The organism is Corynebacterium sp., assembly GCF_012838985.1.
Lineage (GTDB): Bacteria > Actinomycetota > Actinomycetes > Mycobacteriales > Mycobacteriaceae > Corynebacterium.
This window is the reverse complement of record NZ_DUOE01000067.1, coordinates 25,615-41,871: the sequence shown is the minus strand read 5'-3', so window position 1 is coordinate 41,871 and position 16,257 is coordinate 25,615. Positions and strand designations below refer to the sequence as shown.

The window sequence follows — 16,257 nt, the reverse complement described above, 5'->3', positions numbered from 1 at the left end:
GAGTGTCAGAGCTCAAGTCCATCGGCCAAAAGGCTGTCGCAACCGCAGACCAGGCAGCCCAGAACTCATTGAACGCCAGCTTCTCGGGGGTCTCGGGCCTCGATCAGCTCGGAGGAAATCACGGCGGCGTCATCAACGGCGGGGCCGGGTCAGCGATCACCGTGCTGCAGTCCTACGCGGAGCAGGTGTCCTGGCTCAGTGGTGCGCTGGCGGCCAGCTATGAGGCGCTGACGGGCCAGAACGCGTTCGTCGCGCGGGGCATGGACATCGCGGATGAGGGAGGTGCGATCGGCCAGGACGGGGTGAGCTTCCCGACGCGGCCGCGTCCCCGTTTCGAGAACTTCACCTTCACTCCGCCGGTGGTGCTCCCCGCGACGTCCATGAGCCAGCTGTCAGCGGACTTCTCCTCGACGAGGATCCAGGACAGTGTTGTGGCGGCACGGATGTGGCACCAGATGTCCGCCGACGTCGCTGACATTGCGGCACAGCTGCAGGCGGTGGCGTCTGATCTGGGTTCCCGTAACCGGGGTGACGTCATCGAGGCCGCCATCTCCCGGGTCTCCGAGGTTGCGCGTGCCGGTGAGACCTTCGCCATGAACTCGCAGGTGATGGGGTCGTCTGTGGAGAAATTGTCATTCATCAAGCAGCAAGGTGCCGTCACGGTGAATCTGGCGATGGCGGCGATCGCGGCGATCCCCGATCCGGTGGCACGGCAGGCGGCGGAGAGCTCCTTCCTGGCGTCCTTCCCCGCGAGTTACACGCCGACCGTGGCGACCGGTATCCCGCCGATCCGCAACCTCATGGTGATGGATCCGGCGCCGGATGGTGGCGGGGAGATCGCGCTCGGTGGTGGCACTGTCGAGGGCACCGGTTCCAAGCATGACGCGACGGGTCTGCGGGCGCCGGGCGCCCCGCTTGAGTCGCTGACCTCGCTGCAGCGTGCCATCGGGGCGGGTGAGTTCGGCACCGTGCAGGCCGGGATGGAGGGGTTGGCCGCTGTCGGCGGCAACCTCCCTGAGCTGGAGGCACTGGTGAGTGGCGCGGATGTCGGCACCACCGCGGCGTCAGCGGGCACGTTGTCTACGCCGCCGACTCTCGGCGCCCAGGGTGCCGCAGGAACCGTCCTGCCCGGCGCGACCGCAGGTGTCGGTTCCACCGGTGTGATCGGGGCACCGCTGCCTCGCGTGGGCGCATCCGGCACAGGCGGTGCACGACCGGTATTCGGGGGAGCGTTGCCGCAGGGGACGTCACTGTCCCTGCCGTCCCATGGTGCCCCTCTGACACCGGGTGTGGCAGGCAGCCTCGGCCAGGCGACCACCACCGCGGCGGGTACCGGCAGCCGGACCCCGCTGTTCCCGGGCGGGGCCACCCCGGGTGCCGTGCCCGGACCGATGGGCCCGGTCGGCTCCCTGCAGCCGGGTCGTGCCGGAGGAGGAATCGCCACCGGGCGGCCCGCTTTCGGCGGGGCGGGAGTCGCGCCGGTGAGCGGTGTGCGCCCCACTTCCACCTTGCCTGGCTCCGGGATGATCCCGCGCCTCGCCCCCGGAACCCCCGCAACTCCCGGAACCCCCGTGGCGGCGGGGGTCGGTGGTGGAACGGGGGCGGCGTCGAGAAGCACCGGAACCACGACGGGCCGCGGCATGATGCCCATGATGGGTGCGCCGATGGCGGGGCAGCAGCAGTCGAAGGCGTCCAAGGTGCGGGCGGTGACGTCCGCTGTCGAGGAGGAGGGCAATGTCGCCGCGATCCTGGGTGAGCGGCCGGCGGTCGTGCCCGGTGTGATCGGAGCGTGGGCCCGCAGCTGACCCGGGAAAACAGACCTGGGTAGGGTGGTGGCATGACTAACGACGTTGAACTGGTGGTTCTGGCCGACGAGCACGGGAAGCCCACCGGTACTGCGCCGAAGGCCACCATCCACACCGGGGATACCCCGTTGCACTTCGCCTTCTCCTGCTATCTGCTCGACTCCGACGGCCGTCTGCTGATGACCCGCCGGGCACTGTCCAAGAAGACCTGGCCGGGGGTGTGGACCAACAGCTTCTGCGGCCACCCGGGACCGGGGGAGAGCAACGAGGAGGCTGTGGTGCGCCGCAGCATCGAGGAACTCGGTTTCGCGCCGGGCGCGGTCGGGCAGATCACGCCGGTGCTGCCGGACTTCCGTTACCGGGCGGTGGACTCGAGCGGCATCGTCGAGAATGAGTTCTGCCCGGTGTTCGTCGCCCGGCTCAAGGAGGGCGAGGAGCCGGACCCGCGTCCGGACGAGATCGACTCGCTGGACTGGGCCGAGCCGGAGGCGGTCATCGCCGCCGTGGACGCCACCCCGTTCGCGTTCAGCCCGTGGCTGGTGGAGGAACTGTCCGACCAGCGGCTGCGCGACGCCATCACGCAGCGCCGGCCCTGAGTCACGCCTCGCGGTGGAACTGCGAGGGCTGCATCGTGTCGCGGGTCGGCAGGGCCATCTCCCGGAACCACGAGAAGAACGTGAGCGGGAGCTCCGGCTGGCCCTCGGGGGCTTCGGAGTGGTCGGCGAGCTCCTCGCACGCCCGGTCCAGGACGTAGGCGCTGAACAGGCGTGACATCATGGGGTCGCCGTAGCCCTCGAAGATGGCCGCCATCGTCTTGATGCACCACGGTTTGTTGCCCTCGCACGCCCAGAAGAGGGAGCGTTGCAGCGTCGCGAGGTCGTACAGCGGGGAGCCGTAGATGATGCGTTCCTCGGGCGGCTGACGCAGATCGCCCTCCCAGCCGCCGATGAACCAGGACTGGTTGTCCTCCAGCCAGATCCGGTGGAATGACATGTTCCCGTGGAGACGCTGGCACAGCACCTTGCCGCGCAGGCTGCGGTACCACTCACGGACCCAGGGTTCGAACTCCGCCAGGGCAGGGGCGCGCTGCAGGAAGCGGTCGAGGCGTTTCTCCAGCTCCTCCACCAGCGTGGCGGCGGGCACCCATTCGTAGGGGAAGGCCATGAGCATGGAGTCGTGGAGGAAACGCAGCGTCCCTCCCAGGGTGAGTCCCTGGGAGTGGGAGAACACATGCGCGGCGGCGCCCATTTTCGAGTACTCGAAGGCGTTGATGCCGGTGGGCACGCGGCGGGCGATGCCGAGGACGTAGACCTGCCCGTTGAGTTCGATCTGCAGGTGGCCGATGAGTCCGGGGGAGTGGGCGGCGGTGAGCGTCGACAGCAGCTGGACCTCGTTGGGGATGCCCGGCCAGACATGTCGGTAGAGGGTGAAGACGAACTTGTCGACGCCCTCCTCGTCGGCACAGAACAGGTTGATCTTGTACGGTTCGTTGACGACCCGGGTGGAGACGACCTCCTTCGGCAGTCGGCCGTGGAAGGTGCCGAGCCCGAAGGGGACACCTCTGTGGATGTTCCGGCAGAACTCCGTGGCGAGTTCGTTGAGCTGGAGTTCGTGGCCCTCCGGGTGGAGAACGAACTGGTGGAGCGAATCGTCCCCGGGCTGCCCTGAGGTCATCAGGGTGTGGACGGCGCCGGACACCTCGGATTCGACGACCGTGGTCAGCTCTTCAGGGGACGGCAGGGACTCATGGAGAATCCACGGCTCTGAGTACCGCCTGTCAAAGGTTTCACCCATCGGCCCTTTCCTTCCATCAGTGAGGAGAGAATGCTTCCCGAACCATTCTCAGGGGATCACCAGCCAAACTTACGCTATCCGCCGTTAACTCAAATGTGGACACAAGGCGCCCGGTGGCGTGGTCGTACTCGGGCCACCCGGGATCCTTCCCGTGGACGAAGTCGACGAAGAGCTGACGCACCTGCGCCGATTCCCCACCGCCCAGACCGAACATGGGGGAGATCTCCGCGCAGTGCAGGGCAGGTCCGTCCTTCTCGACGAACTCCGCCACCCACACCGGGCCGGGGACCTCATCACCGGCCTGGGAGACCCAGCGGCGGTTGGCGGCGTCACCGATGAGTCTCCCCATGACGCGGGATGAATCTAATTCCCGGGCCGTCTGCAGGTACCGGGCCACGGAACCACGCACGCCCATCCGCCGGGCGAGCAGCCGCACGAAGGACGGCCCCCAGCCACGGGCGTCGATCTTCCGGCCGGCGGGCATCGCGTAGTGCTCGTCGCGGGTGCAGGTGAGGAGCATGGGCATGTCGGAGAGTTCGGCGCCGTCGAAGCCCGTGGGGCCGAGCGCCATGTCCAGACCGTGGATGGTGCGGAAACGGTCGTAGGCCTTCTTCAGGAGGGCGGGCTTCTCCGCGGCCAGCCGTGTCAGGGAGTCCCGGGTCACCGGGCGTCCGAGGGCCGCCCGCAGGGACCCCTTCCTCTTCTCGAAGCTCTCCCGGGGGAAACAGGGGGACATGGCGATGAGACGTCGGAAAGCACCGCGGAAGTGGTCGCGCCGGGCCAGCCACAGCGCGACCGTGGCGCCGGCGGACTGGCCCACGAGGGTGACGTTGGTGGGGTCACCGCCGAAGGACTCGATGTTGCGCTGCACCCACTCGAGGCCGAGCTGGCAGTCGTCGATGCCGCGGAAGCGGTCGGGCTCATCGTCGTGGAAGCGGGCAAAGCCGGGCAGCTTCGTGCGGTAGCCGACGTGGACGGTGATGATGCCGTCGCGGGCGTTGGGGGCACCGTCGGCCCGGCGGTCGCCGTGGGTGCCGTTCTCGAAGCGCCCGCCGTGGATGTAGACGACCACCGGCAGGTCGCTCAGCTCCCGCGCCCCGGTCGGCGTGACGATCGACAGGGCGATGGTGTCGGGGCGGTACCTGGTGGCGTCGATGGTCTGCTGCCGCCCGACACGCTGCGCATCCTCGAAGGGGCCGGGGATGACGGAGTAGGGGATCGAGTGGAAACGGGTGATCTCCCCGTCGCTGAGACCCGTGATCTCACCGGCGGGGCAGGTCACGGTCACACGGTCATGGTCGGTCATGGAGCCCACGGTACTAGCATCGGCAGACATGACCTCCAACCCGTTGACCTCCCCGTCCACCCTGCCCTACGAGCTCCCCGACTTCCGGGCCATCCGCCTCGAGCACGCCGTCGAGGCCTTCGACACCGCCCTGGAGGAGCACGCCGCCGAGATCGCCGCGATCGTCGCCGACCCGGCTGAGCCGACCTGGGAGAACACCGTCGAGGCACTGGAGACCTCCGGCGCGCTGCTCGACCGTGTCACCGCCTGGCTGTTCAACCTGCAGGGCACCGACTCGGACGACGAGATGGACGCCGCCATCGCGCAGATCGTCCCGCGCCTGTCCGCCCACTCCGACGCCATCTACCAGGATGAGGGCCTCTACCAGCGGCTTCTCGCCGCCCCCGTGCCCGCCGACCCCGAGTCCGCCCGCCTCCACGACCTCCTCGTCCGCCGCTTCACCCGCCGCGGCGCGGGCCTGGACGCCGCCGGCAAGGCCCGCCTCGCAGAAATCAACCAGCGCCTGAGCACCCTGTCGGAGTCCTTCGGCCGCCAGCTGCTGGCCGACACCCGCGACCTGGCGGTGCTCTTCGACGACGCCGCCGACCTCGAGGGACTCAGCGAGTCCCGCATCGCCTCCGCGCGGGCCGCCGCCGAGGAGGCCGGACAGGAGGGCTGGCTCATCCCCATCGAGCTGCCCACCGTCCAGTCGGACCAGCTGGTGCTGGACAGGCCGGAGTCCCGCGCCCGCCTCTACGAGGCCTCCCAGCGCCGGGGCCTCGAGTCCAACCGGGAGAACCTCCTCGAGCAGGTGCGTCTGCGCGCCGAGCGGGCCCGCCTGCTGGGCTACGGCACCCACGCCGACTACGTCATCGCCGAGGAGACCGCCGGCACCGCCGATGCCGCCCGCCGCCTGCTCTTCGACCTGGCTCCCGCCGCCGCGGCCAACGCCGACGCCGAGCGCAAGCTGGCCGGGGAACTCGCGGACACCGATCTCGGGGCTGCCGACTGGCCCTACTGGCAGGCCAAGGTCCGGGAGCGTGACTTCGCCCTCGACGAGGACGAGCTCTCCGCCTACTTCCCGCTGCGCCAGGTGCTCGTCGACGGTGTCTTCCACTCCGCGAACCAGCTCTACGGCATCACCGTCGTCCCGCGCGAGGACCTCCACGGCTACGCCGAGGGCGTCGACGTGTGGGAGGTCCTCGACCACGACGGCGCGGGCCTCGGCCTGCTGCTCACCGACTACCGTGCCCGCCCCTCCAAGCGGGGCGGCGCCTGGATGAGCTCTTTCGTGCGCCAGTCCGGCCTGCTGGACCGCCGCCCGGTGGTGGTCAACGTCATGGGCATCACCCACCCGGTGGACGGCTCCGAGCCGCTGCTGACGATCGACCAGGTCACCACCCTCTTCCACGAGTTCGGCCACGCCCTCCACGGGCTGCTCTCCGACGTGCGCTACCCGACCCTCGCCGGCACCAACGTCCCCCGCGACTGGGTCGAGTTCCCCTCCCAGATCAACGAGAACTGGGCCTTCGAGCCGGACATCGTCCGCAACTACGCCCGCCACGTCGACACCGGCGAGGTCATCCCCCGGGAGCTTCTCGACGCCGTGGTCGCCGCCCGCCAGTTCGGCCAGGGCTTCGCCACCTCCGAGTACCTCGCCGCCGCCATCATCGACCTGGCGTGGCACTCCCTGACGGAGGAGGAGGCGGGCAAGGTGACGTCGATAAGCGACTTCGAGGAGAAGGCCCTGGAGGAGGCCGGGCTCGTGGTCGATGAGCTGGCACCGCGCTACCGCTCCACCTACTTCAACCACATCTTCGGCGGCGGCTACTCCGCGGGCTACTACTCCTACCTGTGGGCGGAGGCCCTCGACGCCGACGGCTTCGACTGGTTCCGTGGGGAGGAGGACCGCCGGGCGGCCGGCGAGCGGTTCCGCGAGCACATCCTCTCCCGCGGCGCATCACTGGACTACACCGATGCTTTCCGACGCCTGCGTGGCCGCGACAAGGACGTCACCCCGCTGCTGCACCGTCGTGGGCTGGCCGGGGTGGAACTCGGCTAGACCTGGGGTACATTGATCCGACATGGACGCCGTCACCCAGTTTCTGCTCAGTGCCCCGTTGTGGCTGCAGATCCCGCTGGTGATGGTCGTCGCTGTTCCGCTGGCCACCGTCGCGGCGGTGGCGCTGGTGCGGATCGTCGACACTGTCTCCCTGGCGGCCGAACGTGCCTGGCGGGCCTCCGTCGGCGACCACTGACATTCACTCAAAGGAGAATCATGGCCAACCCCGAGGAACTGCGTAAAGAGGATCAGAAGCTGCCGAAGGCCAGGCGCAAGTACCCGCAGTCGCGGGTGACCCAGTCGCTGTGGGTCCTCCTCGCGATCGTGGTCATCGCCTGGCTCATCAGCATGATCTAGCGTTCGCTGGCCTCCGCGATGCGGTGGAACAGCGCGACGTCGGCGAGGTCCTCGATGAGGACCGGGGTGCCGTCGGCGTCGCACAGGGGGATGCACCAGTTGGGGTACTGGTCCTTGGTGGTGCCGGGCTGATTCTGCGCCCGGATGTCACCGACCATGTCCACCAGTGAGATGCAGCTCAGCGCCGACGGGGTGCCGGCGATGAAACGGTGGATGCCGACCATGAGGTCGCCGGTGCTGCCGCGCTCGTCGCGGGCCAGCCCCTCGAACTCGGTGTCCGCCAGGGGGGTGCCGTCGAAGCAGCCGGTCTCCCGGATGCGGTCGAGCACCTCGCCCTGCCACTCCAGGTCGACGGCGTCCTCCTCGGCGGCGTCGGTGGTGAACAGCCCCAGACGCTCACGCAGCTCGATGTGCTCGCCGGCCAGGTAACCGGCGGTCGGCGGCAGATCGTGCGTGGTCACCGAGCTCAGCGCCAGCTGACGGTACTCGTGCTGCAGGCGCGGGCCCTCGACGGTGGGGGAGCCCTCGAACCACAGGATCGAGGTGCCCATGACACCCTTGGCCGCCAGGACGTCCTGCACCCACGGCTCGAAGGTGCCCAGGTCCTCGCCCACGACGACGGCGCCGGCACGCTCGGCCTCGAGCGCCAGGATGCCGACGAGTGCCTCATGGTCGAAGTACACGTAGGTGCCCGTCGTCGGCGGCTGCATGCGCGGCATGACGAAGAGACGGAACAGCCCCAGTACGTGGTCGACGCGGATGCCGCCCGAGTGGCGCAGCACCGTCGACAGCAGGTTGCGCCACGGGCGGTAGCCGGACTCCGCCAGCTTCACCGGGTGCCACGGCGGCTGGGACCAGTCCTGGCCCTGCTGGTTGTAGCCGTCCGGCGGGGCACCCACCGAGACGTCCGGTGCCAGCCAGGGGGCGAGGTTGTGGGCGTCGGCGCCACCCGGGTGCACGCCGACGGCGAGGTCGGCCATGATGCCGATCTTCATGCCGGCGGCCTTCGCGCGGGCCTGGGCGGCGGCGAGCTGCTCGTCGCAGAGGAACTGCAGCCACATGTAGAAGTCGACGACCTCGTCCATGCCCGGCTCGATGCCGTGTGCCCGCTGCGCGTGAATCTGCTCGTACTCCCGACGGGCGCACCAGGAGGCGAAGTCGACCAGACCCTGGCCCTCGCGCTCGACGTAGGCGCGGAAGGCGGCCTCCCGCTCCGGGGTGCGGCCGCGGTTGTGCATCTCGTGCAGCACGTCCAGCTTGGCCTGGTAGACGGGGTTGCGCTCGATGATCTCGTCGGAGCGGTTCATCTCACGCAGCTCGGCGGCGAGCTCCTCCAGGTCCGCGCGGGTCTCCTCGTCCAGCTGCTCCACCTCGGGGATGTCCTCGATGCGCAGGTAGATCGGGTTGATGAAGCGACGGGTCGTCGGCAGGTAGGGCGAATCCTCCGCCGGCGGGAAGGGCTCCGCGGCGTGCATCGGGTTGACCAGCAGGAAGTCGGCGCCGGCCTCCTGCGCCAGCACCTCCGCCAGCTGACCCATGTCGTGGAAGTCACCGAGGCCCCAGGACTTCTCGGAACGCACCGAGTACATCTGCGCCATGACACCGGTGACCGGCTCCTCGACGTAGCGGTCCGTGGTGGACAGCCGGGCCGGGGTGATGATGAGGGCGCACTCGTGGCGGGCCTCGTTCGACTCCAGCGTGATGCGGTGCCATCCCAGCGGCAGATCACCCGGGATGCGGAAGGTAGCCTCACCCCAGGGCTGGCCGTCGACGGTGACCGGCGGGTTCCAGTTCTCCTCCTGGTGGACGGGGCGCACGGAGCCGTCCTCGAGGATGATCTGGACGTCGGCCGGCGCGCCGTCGTGGACGTGCACGTTGAAGGTCCGGGCGTCACCGGCGACGGCGACGACGCACGGCGGCAGCGGACGGATCGCCTCCGCGGTGCGGTGGGCGTCGAGGGCGGCGCGCAGTTCAGCGCCGTCGGGGGCGTCGGAAAGCGCCACACCGAGGGCACGCAGCGTCTTGAGCAGCGTGTCGTCGGTGACGGTGATCTCCTCCCCGTCACTGGCGGTGTAGCGCGTGGCGACGCCGTGGGCGTCCGCAAGTTCTCTCAGCACGTCCTGGTTAGTCACACCGCACATCCTGCCATCTCGGTGGTCGTTCCGCTGGAACCTGCGGGGTGTGGCCGCCCTCCGGCGCCGTGACAGGGGTAGCGTTATGAGGAAACCGTCATGTATCCCGATGCGAGAGGACTCACCCCGTGCAGGAGTTCCACACCCCCGCCGACTACGACATCGCCCCCGGCGAAACCTGCCTCACCGCCATGCTCGACACGGCGCGCCGTTACCCGCACGGTGTGATGTTCACGCGCCCCGCCAACTTCGAGTGGGTCAACGTCACCTCCGCGGAGTTCGTCGCCGAGGTCTACGAGGTGGCCAAGGGCCTGGTGGCCTCCGGTGTGCAGCCGGGGGACCGGGTGGCGCTCATCTCAGACACCCGCTACGAGTGGTCCCTCCTCGACTTCGCCATCTGGGCGGCCGGCGCCGTGAGCGTGCCCGTCTACCCGTCCTCCTCCCTCTCGCAGATGCAGTGGATCATCGAGGACTCCGGCGCGGTGCTCGCCATCTCCGAGACCCGTGACCACACCGAGCTCATCTCCCACCTCGTCCTCACCGAGGACGGCACCCCGCGCCTGCAGGGCTCGCCCTCGCAGCTGCGTCGCGTCCTGGAGATCAACTCCTCCGCGATCGCCACCCTCAAGTTCGAGGGCCGGGAGATCGACGCCGAGGAGATCGACGCCCGCATCGCCCGCACCGACACCGACGGCCTGGCCTCCATCGTCTACACCTCGGGCACCACGGGGCAGCCGAAGGGCTGCCGCCTCACCCACCGCAACTGGCTGGCCGAGGTCCGCGGCGTGCTCAGCCACCCGATCGGCGCGATCGCCGTCCCCGGCACCCGCGTGCTCACCTTCCTGCCGCTGGCGCACGTGCTCTCCCGCGCGGTGTCGCTGGCCGTGGTCATCGGCGGCGCCACCCAGAACCACTGGTCCGACTTCTCCACCCTCTCCGTCGAGTTCGCGCGCTCCCGCCCGAACATGATCCTCGGTGTGCCGCGCGTGTTCGAGAAGGTGCGCAACTCCGCGGCGGCCAACGCGGCGGACGGGGGACCGGCGAAGGCGGCCATCTTCGCCCGCGCCGAGAAGACCGCCATCGCCTACTCCCGCGCCCTGGACACCCCGGAGGGGCCGTCGCGGACGCTGTCGGCCAAGCGGGCCCTGTTCGACAGGCTCGTCTACTCCAAGATCCGCGCCGCGATCGGCGACTCGGTGAAGTACTGCATCACCGGTGGATCCGCGATGAGCCACGACCTGCTGCACTTCTTCCGTGGCCTCGGCGTCACCGTCTACGAGGGCTACGGCCTGACCGAGACCGCGGCCGCCGCGGCCGTCGACTTCGAGGACCAGAAGATCGGCACCGTCGGGCGTCCGCTCGGCGGGGTGAGCATCCGGGTCAACGACGAGGGCGAGATCCTCATCAAGGGCCCCATCCTCTTCGACGGCTACTGGAACAACGACGAGGCCACCGCGGAGTCCATGGAGGACGGCTGGTACAACACCGGTGACCTCGGCGAGCTGCTGGAGACCGGCCACCTGGTCATCACCGGCCGCAAGAAGGACCTCATCGTCACCGCCGGCGGCAAGAACGTCTCGCCCGGCCCGATGGAGGACTCCCTGCGCGCCCACCCGCTCATCTCCCAGGCGATGGTCGTCGGCGACGGCAAGCCCTTCATCGGTCTGCTCGTCACCCTCGACGAGGAGGCACTCACCCGCTGGAAGCTCAACCGCAACATCCCGGAGGACAAGTCCGTCGCGGACCTGGCGATGGACCCGTCCCTGCGCGCCGAGATCCAGGATGCGGTGAACACCGTCAACTCCACGGTCTCGCAGGCGGAGGGTATCCGTAAGTTCTACATCCTGGACCGGGACCTCACGGAGGAGGAGAATGAACTCACCCCGACGATGAAGGTGAAGCGCAACATCGTCGCCCAGCGGTACGCAGACGCCATCCGGCACCTCTACAAGAGGTAGTCCGGCGAGTCACACCGACTCTGGGACGGAACTGTCATAGAGTCAGCCTCGATCCAGGAAAAAGACAGGGGGCAGCCTACGATGCAGAAGATCGCCGCCGAGCTGCGCCACCGCGAGCTCACCCAGGAGATCTACAACATCGGCGACGAGGTCGTCGAGTACATCGAGCATCTCCTCGAGGCCATCCGCGACTGGGACGCCGAACTCACCGTCGACTGCCTCGCGGAGTTCGATGAGATCCTCGCTGATGCGCGCCGCGACTCGCGCCACATCATCGGCGAACTCCTCGGCCTGCGCCAGGCACTCATCTCCGGGGTGCGTGCCGGGGTGCTCTCCGCGTCGGCGTCGCCGTCCTCACGGCTCGTCGAGCCCGAGCTTCTCGACGCAGCCTCGCTCGAGGAACTCTTCACCTTCACCGAACTCGACGGGCGCACCGCGCTGGTCGTCGAGCACCTCGGGGAGATCGTCGAGTGGGTGCTGGCACAGACCGACATGGTCGCGGGCAACCTCGACGCCGTGAGCCTGCCGCACCTGTTCGCGCGCGTCGGCACGCACGTGACCACCGTGGTGGAGGGCTGGCTGGAGACCGTCGCCCACGCCTACCCGGGGTACACGCGCTCCATGCGCGGGGACAATCCGCCGGAGTTCCTCGCGGAGCGGGCACGCATCGACGCCATCGTCGCCCGTGTCGCCGCCAAACGTGCCCGCCGGGGCGCCGCCAGCTAACCTGGGCTGAATGTTCGGCGTTTACATCCACGTCCCCTTCTGCACGACCCGCTGCGGGTACTGCGACTTCAACACCTACACCCCGGGTGAGCTCGACATGGCGCCCGTCGCCTACCTCGACTCCCTGGCCCGCGAGCTGGAGCTCGCCTCCGGACCGCCCGCCGACACCGTCTTCATCGGGGGCGGCACGCCCTCCCTCCTCGGCGCGGAGGGCCTCACGCGGATCCTCTCCCTCGTGCGCGACAACTTCGGCCTCGCGCCCGACGCGGAGATCACCACGGAGTCCAACCCGGAGTCCACGTCACCCGGGTTCTTCTCCGCGCTTCTCGACGCCGGCTTCACCCGCATCTCCCTCGGCATGCAGTCCGCCGCCCCGGGGGTCCTGCGCGTGCTGGACCGCACCCACACCCCGGGTCGCGCGGTGGCGGCCGCCAGGGAGGCCCGGGCCGCCGGCTTCGAGCACGTCAACCTCGACATGATCTACGGCACCCCCACCGAGACGGACGACGACGTCCGCGCCACCCTCGACGCGGTGCTCTCCGCGGACGTCGACCACGTCTCCGCCTACTCCCTCATCGTGGAGGAGGGCACCGCCATGGCCCGCAAGGTCCGCCGCGGCGAACTCCCCGCCCCCGACGAGGACGTCTACGCCCACCGCTACGAGATGATCGCCGCCCGCCTCGAGGACGCCGGCTTCGACTGGTACGAGGTGTCCAACTGGGCGAAGCCGGGTGGCGAATGCCGCCACAACGGGATCTACTGGCGCGACGGCGACTGGTGGGGTGCCGGCCCGGGCGCCCACTCGCACCTGGGCGACCGCCGCTTCCACAACGTCAAGCACCCCGCCCGCTACGCGGCGATGCTGGCCGGTGGCGAACTGCCCGTCGCGGGGGAGGAGATCCTCACCGCCGCCGACCGTCACACCGAGAAGATCATGCTCGGCCTGCGCCTGCGCGAGGGCATCCCCCTCGCGTGGATCGAGGAGGCGGGGCACGGGGTCGTCGAGAAGCATGTGGCGGGTGGACTGCTGCAGCACCGCGGCGACCGCATCGCGCTGACCGACGCGGGGCGGCTCCTCGCCGACGGCATCATCACGGACATTCTGGTCGCCGAGGAGGCCTGAACCTCCCGTGCCTTCCGCGCGGCCGGGGATTGGGGTTAGAATGCTGGCAATCAAGGGAGGTGAGTGCCAGATGGCGAGTTCGACGGACAGGCGTCGGCAGGAGGTGCTGCGTGCCATCGTGGCCGACTACATCGCCTCCCAGGAGCCCGTGGGGTCGAAAGCCCTGCTGGAGCGGCACCGGCTCCAGGTGTCGAGTGCGACGATCCGCAACGACATGGCGGTGCTCGAGTCCGAGGGGTTCATCGTGCAGCAGCACGCCAGCTCCGGGCGCATCCCCACGGAGAAGGGCTACCGCCAGTTCGTGGACCACATCCACGACCTCAAGCCGCTGTCCGCGGCCGAGCGGCGGGCGATCCTGACCTTCCTCGAGGACGGCGTCGACCTCGAGGACGTCCTCCGCCGCTCCGTCACTCTCCTGGCGCAGCTCACCCGCCAGGCCGCGGTGATCCAGCTGCCCAACCTCAAGGTCTCCCGCGTGAAGCACGTCGAGGTGGTGGCGCTCGGCCCGACGCGCCTGCTGCTGGTGCTCATCACCGACACCGGGCGGGTCGACCAGCGCAACGTCGAACTCGAGGAGGCCATCGACGCGGAGGGTGTCATCCTCCTGCGTGACCTGCTCAACGGGGCGCTCGTGGACCGGACCCTCACGGAGGGCTCGACGAGCCTGGAGGAGCTGGCGGAGAACCCGCCGGCCCGGATCAGTCACGCCCTGACGCGGTCGGCGACGCGCCTCATCGAGACCCTGGTGGAGCAGCCCACCGACCGGCTCATCCTGGCCGGAGCCTCCAACCTCACGCTCGGACTGCCGGGCGTCATCGAGGCGCTGGAGGAGCAGGTGACGGTGCTCAAGCTGCTCACGAACGTGCCGGACCTGGGCAACGTCAGCGTGCTCATCGGTGAGGAGAACGAGGACGAGGACCTGCACGACGCCTCGATCGTCGCGACGGCCTACGGCTCCGACGGGCACGCCCTCGGCGGGCTCGGGGTGGTCGGTCCGACGTTCATGGACTACCCGGGAACAATCTCGAAGGTGTCGGCCGTTGCACGGTATGTCAGCCGTGTTCTGGCCGGCGAGTAGTATCTATTCGGTTATCCAACAGTCAAGAAGGAACTAATCTCATCGTGGCTCGTGATTATTACGGAATTCTGGGTGTCGAGAAGTCGGCGACCGACGCGGAGATCAAGAAGGCCTACCGCCGGCTCGCCCGCAAGTACCACCCGGACGTGAACCCCTCGGAGGAGGCGGCGGAGAAGTTCCGTGAGGCGTCGGTGGCGCATGAGGTGCTCACCGACCCCGAGAAGCGGCGGATCGTCGACATGGGCGGCGACCCGATGGAGCAGGGCAACGGCGGCATGCCGGGCGGCTTCGGCGGGGGTGGCGGCTTCGGTGACATCTTCGAGGCCTTCTTCGGTGGCGGCGCGGGCGGGGCCCGTGGTCCGCGGTCCCGTGTCCAGCCGGGTAATGACGCCCTGCTGCGGGCCTCGATCACCCTCGAGGAGGCTTTCGCGGGTGTGAAGAAGGACATCACCGTCGACACCGCCGTGGTGTGCGACCACTGCGCGGGCTCCGGTTCGGAGTCCCGGTCGAAGCCCGTCACCTGTGGCCAGTGCCACGGTCAGGGTGAGGTGCAGGAGATGCAGCGTTCCTTCCTGGGCAACATCATGACCTCGCGTCCCTGCCCGGCGTGTGACGGCTACGGCGAGATCATCCAGGACCCCTGCACCCGCTGCTCCGGTGGTGGTCGCGTGAAGAAGCGCCGTGACCTGGTGGTCAACGTCCCGGCCGGCATCAGCAACGGCATGCGCATCCGCATGGCGGGGCAGGGCGAGGTCGGCCACGGTGGTGGCCCGGCCGGTGACCTCTACGTGGAGGTCTCCACCCGTCCGCACCCGGTGTTCCACCGGGAGGGGGACAACCTGCACGTCACCGTCCGCGTCCCGGCCGTCGACGCCGCCCTGGGGGCGCAGGTCACCCTCGAGGACCTCAAGGGCGAGGACCTCATCATCGACATCCCGGCCGGCACCCAGCCCTCCGATCAGATCCACCTCGTCGGCGAGGGCATGCCGCACCTGCGCACCGAGGGGCGCGGCGACCTCTACGCCCACGTCCAGGTGTTCATCCCCACCGAGCTCGACGACCGCACCCGCGAGCTCCTCGAGCAGATCCGCGCGCACCGCAACGAGTCCTCCCGCGTCAACCGCGAGGGCGAGGATGACGGCGGCTTCTTCTCCCGGCTGAAGAGCAAGTTCCGTAACCGATGAGTCTGCCCGTCTTCGTCCACCCCGGCCCCTTCGAGGGGACGGTCACTCTGGCCGGCCCGGAGGGGCGGCACGCGGTCACCGTCAAGAGGATCCAGCCCGGCGAGCAGATCATGCTCGTCGACGGCCGCGGGACCCACGCCACCGTCACCGTCACCGCCACCCGTGGCAGGGAGGAGCTGACGGGGGAGGTGGAGGAGGTGGGCGTCGACACGCAGCCGCGTCCGGCGGTGACCGTCGTGCAGGCCCTGCCCAAGGCGGACCGCTCCGAGCTGGCCGTCGACCTGGCGACGCAGGCCGGGGCCGATGAGATCGTGCCGTGGCAGGCGGAGCGCTGCGTCGCTAAGTGGGTCGGACCGAAGGCCGCCAAGGGTGTGGCCAAGTGGGAGGCGGCGGCGCTGGCGGCGGCGAAGCAGTCGCGCCGGACCCGCATCCCGACGGTCCGGGAGCCGGTGACCACGGCGCAGCTGGCCGAGCTCATCGCCGGGCGTCCCGCGCTGGTCCTCCACGAGGAGTCGGCGACCCCGCTGCGGGAGATCGACCTCGACGTCGATGAGCTCGTGCTCATCGTCGGACCCGAGGGCGGCATCGGCCCGGAGGAGCTGGCGAAGCTCACCGACGCGGGGGCGCGGGCCGTGAAACTGGGCCCCGAGGTACTGCGCACGGCGAGTGCGTCGATGGTGGCCCTGTCGGCCATCGGAGTGCTCACGGGCCGCTGGTAGAGTTCCCCTAAACGTTTCGAGAAGAAAGCAGGCG

General features: G+C 69.4%; 14 protein-coding genes. 11 read left to right on the top strand and 3 right to left on the bottom strand.

Annotation, left to right across the window (positions count from 1 at the left end; genetic code table 11):
• Both GXZ33_RS04065 and idi read left to right on the top strand, forming a co-directional pair.
• On the top strand, positions 1-1,805 hold a 1,805-nt coding region (locus tag GXZ33_RS04065), incomplete at its 5' end, for a hypothetical protein (RefSeq protein WP_291339576.1).
• A 32-nt stretch (positions 1,806-1,837) separates the two neighbouring features.
• Positions 1,838-2,401 (top strand): isopentenyl-diphosphate Delta-isomerase, encoded by a 564-nt coding sequence (gene idi, locus GXZ33_RS04060; RefSeq protein ID WP_291339574.1) that lies wholly within the window; start codon positions 1,838-1,840, stop codon positions 2,399-2,401.
• 1 nt (position 2,402) lies between these two features.
• On the opposite strand, the gene GXZ33_RS04055 is transcribed toward idi, so the two are convergent.
• On the bottom strand, positions 2,403-3,599 hold the full coding sequence (locus GXZ33_RS04055; RefSeq protein ID WP_291339572.1) for a hypothetical protein: 1,197 nt from the start codon (positions 3,597-3,599) through the stop codon (positions 2,403-2,405).
• A 16-nt stretch (positions 3,600-3,615) separates the two neighbouring features.
• Positions 3,616-4,905, bottom strand: coding sequence for a carboxylesterase family protein (locus GXZ33_RS04050; RefSeq protein ID WP_291339570.1), 1,290 nt, complete (start codon positions 4,903-4,905; stop codon positions 3,616-3,618).
• A gap of 28 nt (positions 4,906-4,933) precedes the next feature.
• Here GXZ33_RS04050 and GXZ33_RS04045 point away from each other — a divergent pair, with 28 nt between their 5' ends.
• The 3 genes from GXZ33_RS04045 to GXZ33_RS04035 are packed head-to-tail and all read left to right on the top strand — an operon-like array spanning position 4,934 to position 7,303.
• Positions 4,934-6,946, top strand: a complete 2,013-nt coding sequence (locus tag GXZ33_RS04045; RefSeq protein ID WP_291339568.1) for a M3 family metallopeptidase — start codon at positions 4,934-4,936, stop codon at positions 6,944-6,946.
• A gap of 22 nt (positions 6,947-6,968) precedes the next feature.
• Positions 6,969-7,142, top strand: coding sequence for a hypothetical protein (locus GXZ33_RS04040; protein ID WP_291339566.1), 174 nt, complete (start codon positions 6,969-6,971; stop codon positions 7,140-7,142).
• A gap of 20 nt (positions 7,143-7,162) precedes the next feature.
• Positions 7,163-7,303: a hypothetical protein gene (locus tag GXZ33_RS04035; RefSeq protein WP_040086395.1), complete on the top strand. Its 141-nt coding sequence runs from the start codon at positions 7,163-7,165 to the stop codon at positions 7,301-7,303.
• On the opposite strand, the gene malQ is transcribed toward GXZ33_RS04035, so the two are convergent.
• Positions 7,300-9,435 (bottom strand): 4-alpha-glucanotransferase, encoded by a 2,136-nt coding sequence (gene malQ, locus GXZ33_RS04030; RefSeq protein WP_291339563.1) that lies wholly within the window; start codon positions 9,433-9,435, stop codon positions 7,300-7,302. The two genes, GXZ33_RS04035 and malQ, sit on opposite strands and share 4 nt — an antisense overlap.
• A gap of 128 nt (positions 9,436-9,563) precedes the next feature.
• Between malQ and GXZ33_RS04025 the strand changes: the two genes are divergently transcribed.
• From GXZ33_RS04025 to GXZ33_RS04000, 6 genes are all read left to right on the top strand, one after another.
• Positions 9,564-11,393: a long-chain fatty acid--CoA ligase gene (locus tag GXZ33_RS04025; protein WP_291339562.1), complete on the top strand. Its 1,830-nt coding sequence runs from the start codon at positions 9,564-9,566 to the stop codon at positions 11,391-11,393.
• Between the two features lie 81 nt (positions 11,394-11,474).
• Positions 11,475-12,119 carry a hypothetical protein gene (locus tag GXZ33_RS04020; RefSeq protein ID WP_291339561.1) on the top strand — a complete coding sequence of 215 codons (645 nt, stop codon included), beginning with the start codon at positions 11,475-11,477 and terminating at the stop codon, positions 12,117-12,119.
• 10 nt (positions 12,120-12,129) lie between these two features.
• On the top strand, positions 12,130-13,242 hold the full coding sequence (gene hemW / locus GXZ33_RS04015) for a radical SAM family heme chaperone HemW (RefSeq protein WP_291339560.1): 1,113 nt from the start codon (positions 12,130-12,132) through the stop codon (positions 13,240-13,242).
• Positions 13,243-13,312: 70 nt separating this feature from the next.
• Complete coding sequence (gene hrcA, locus GXZ33_RS04010) at positions 13,313-14,320, top strand: heat-inducible transcriptional repressor HrcA (RefSeq protein ID WP_291339579.1); 1,008 nt, start codon at positions 13,313-13,315, stop codon at positions 14,318-14,320.
• Positions 14,321-14,364: 44 nt separating this feature from the next.
• Positions 14,365-15,504 (top strand): molecular chaperone DnaJ, encoded by a 1,140-nt coding sequence (gene dnaJ, locus GXZ33_RS04005; protein ID WP_040086378.1) that lies wholly within the window; start codon positions 14,365-14,367, stop codon positions 15,502-15,504.
• Positions 15,501-16,223 (top strand): 16S rRNA (uracil(1498)-N(3))-methyltransferase, encoded by a 723-nt coding sequence (locus GXZ33_RS04000; protein WP_040086376.1) that lies wholly within the window; start codon positions 15,501-15,503, stop codon positions 16,221-16,223. The genes dnaJ and GXZ33_RS04000 overlap by 4 nt, the downstream gene beginning before the upstream one ends.
• The last annotated feature ends 34 nt before the right edge of the window (positions 16,224-16,257 follow it).

Coding starts and splice junctions, on each gene's coding strand:
- GXZ33_RS04055 (WP_291339572.1), bottom strand. CDS start 3,599: ATGGGTGAAACCTTTGACAGGCGGTACTCAGAGCCGTGGATTCTCCAT.
- GXZ33_RS04040 (WP_291339566.1), top strand. CDS start 6,969: ATGGACGCCGTCACCCAGTTTCTGCTCAGTGCCCCGTTGTGGCTGCAG.
- GXZ33_RS04000 (WP_040086376.1), top strand. CDS start 15,501: ATGAGTCTGCCCGTCTTCGTCCACCCCGGCCCCTTCGAGGGGACGGTC.
- GXZ33_RS04050 (WP_291339570.1), bottom strand. CDS start 4,905: ATGACCGACCATGACCGTGTGACCGTGACCTGCCCCGCCGGTGAGATC.
- hemW (WP_291339560.1), top strand. CDS start 12,130: ATGTTCGGCGTTTACATCCACGTCCCCTTCTGCACGACCCGCTGCGGG.
- hrcA (WP_291339579.1), top strand. CDS start 13,313: ATGGCGAGTTCGACGGACAGGCGTCGGCAGGAGGTGCTGCGTGCCATC.
- GXZ33_RS04045 (WP_291339568.1), top strand. CDS start 4,934: ATGACCTCCAACCCGTTGACCTCCCCGTCCACCCTGCCCTACGAGCTC.
- idi (WP_291339574.1), top strand. CDS start 1,838: ATGACTAACGACGTTGAACTGGTGGTTCTGGCCGACGAGCACGGGAAG.
- GXZ33_RS04035 (WP_040086395.1), top strand. CDS start 7,163: ATGGCCAACCCCGAGGAACTGCGTAAAGAGGATCAGAAGCTGCCGAAG.
- GXZ33_RS04020 (WP_291339561.1), top strand. CDS start 11,475: ATGCAGAAGATCGCCGCCGAGCTGCGCCACCGCGAGCTCACCCAGGAG.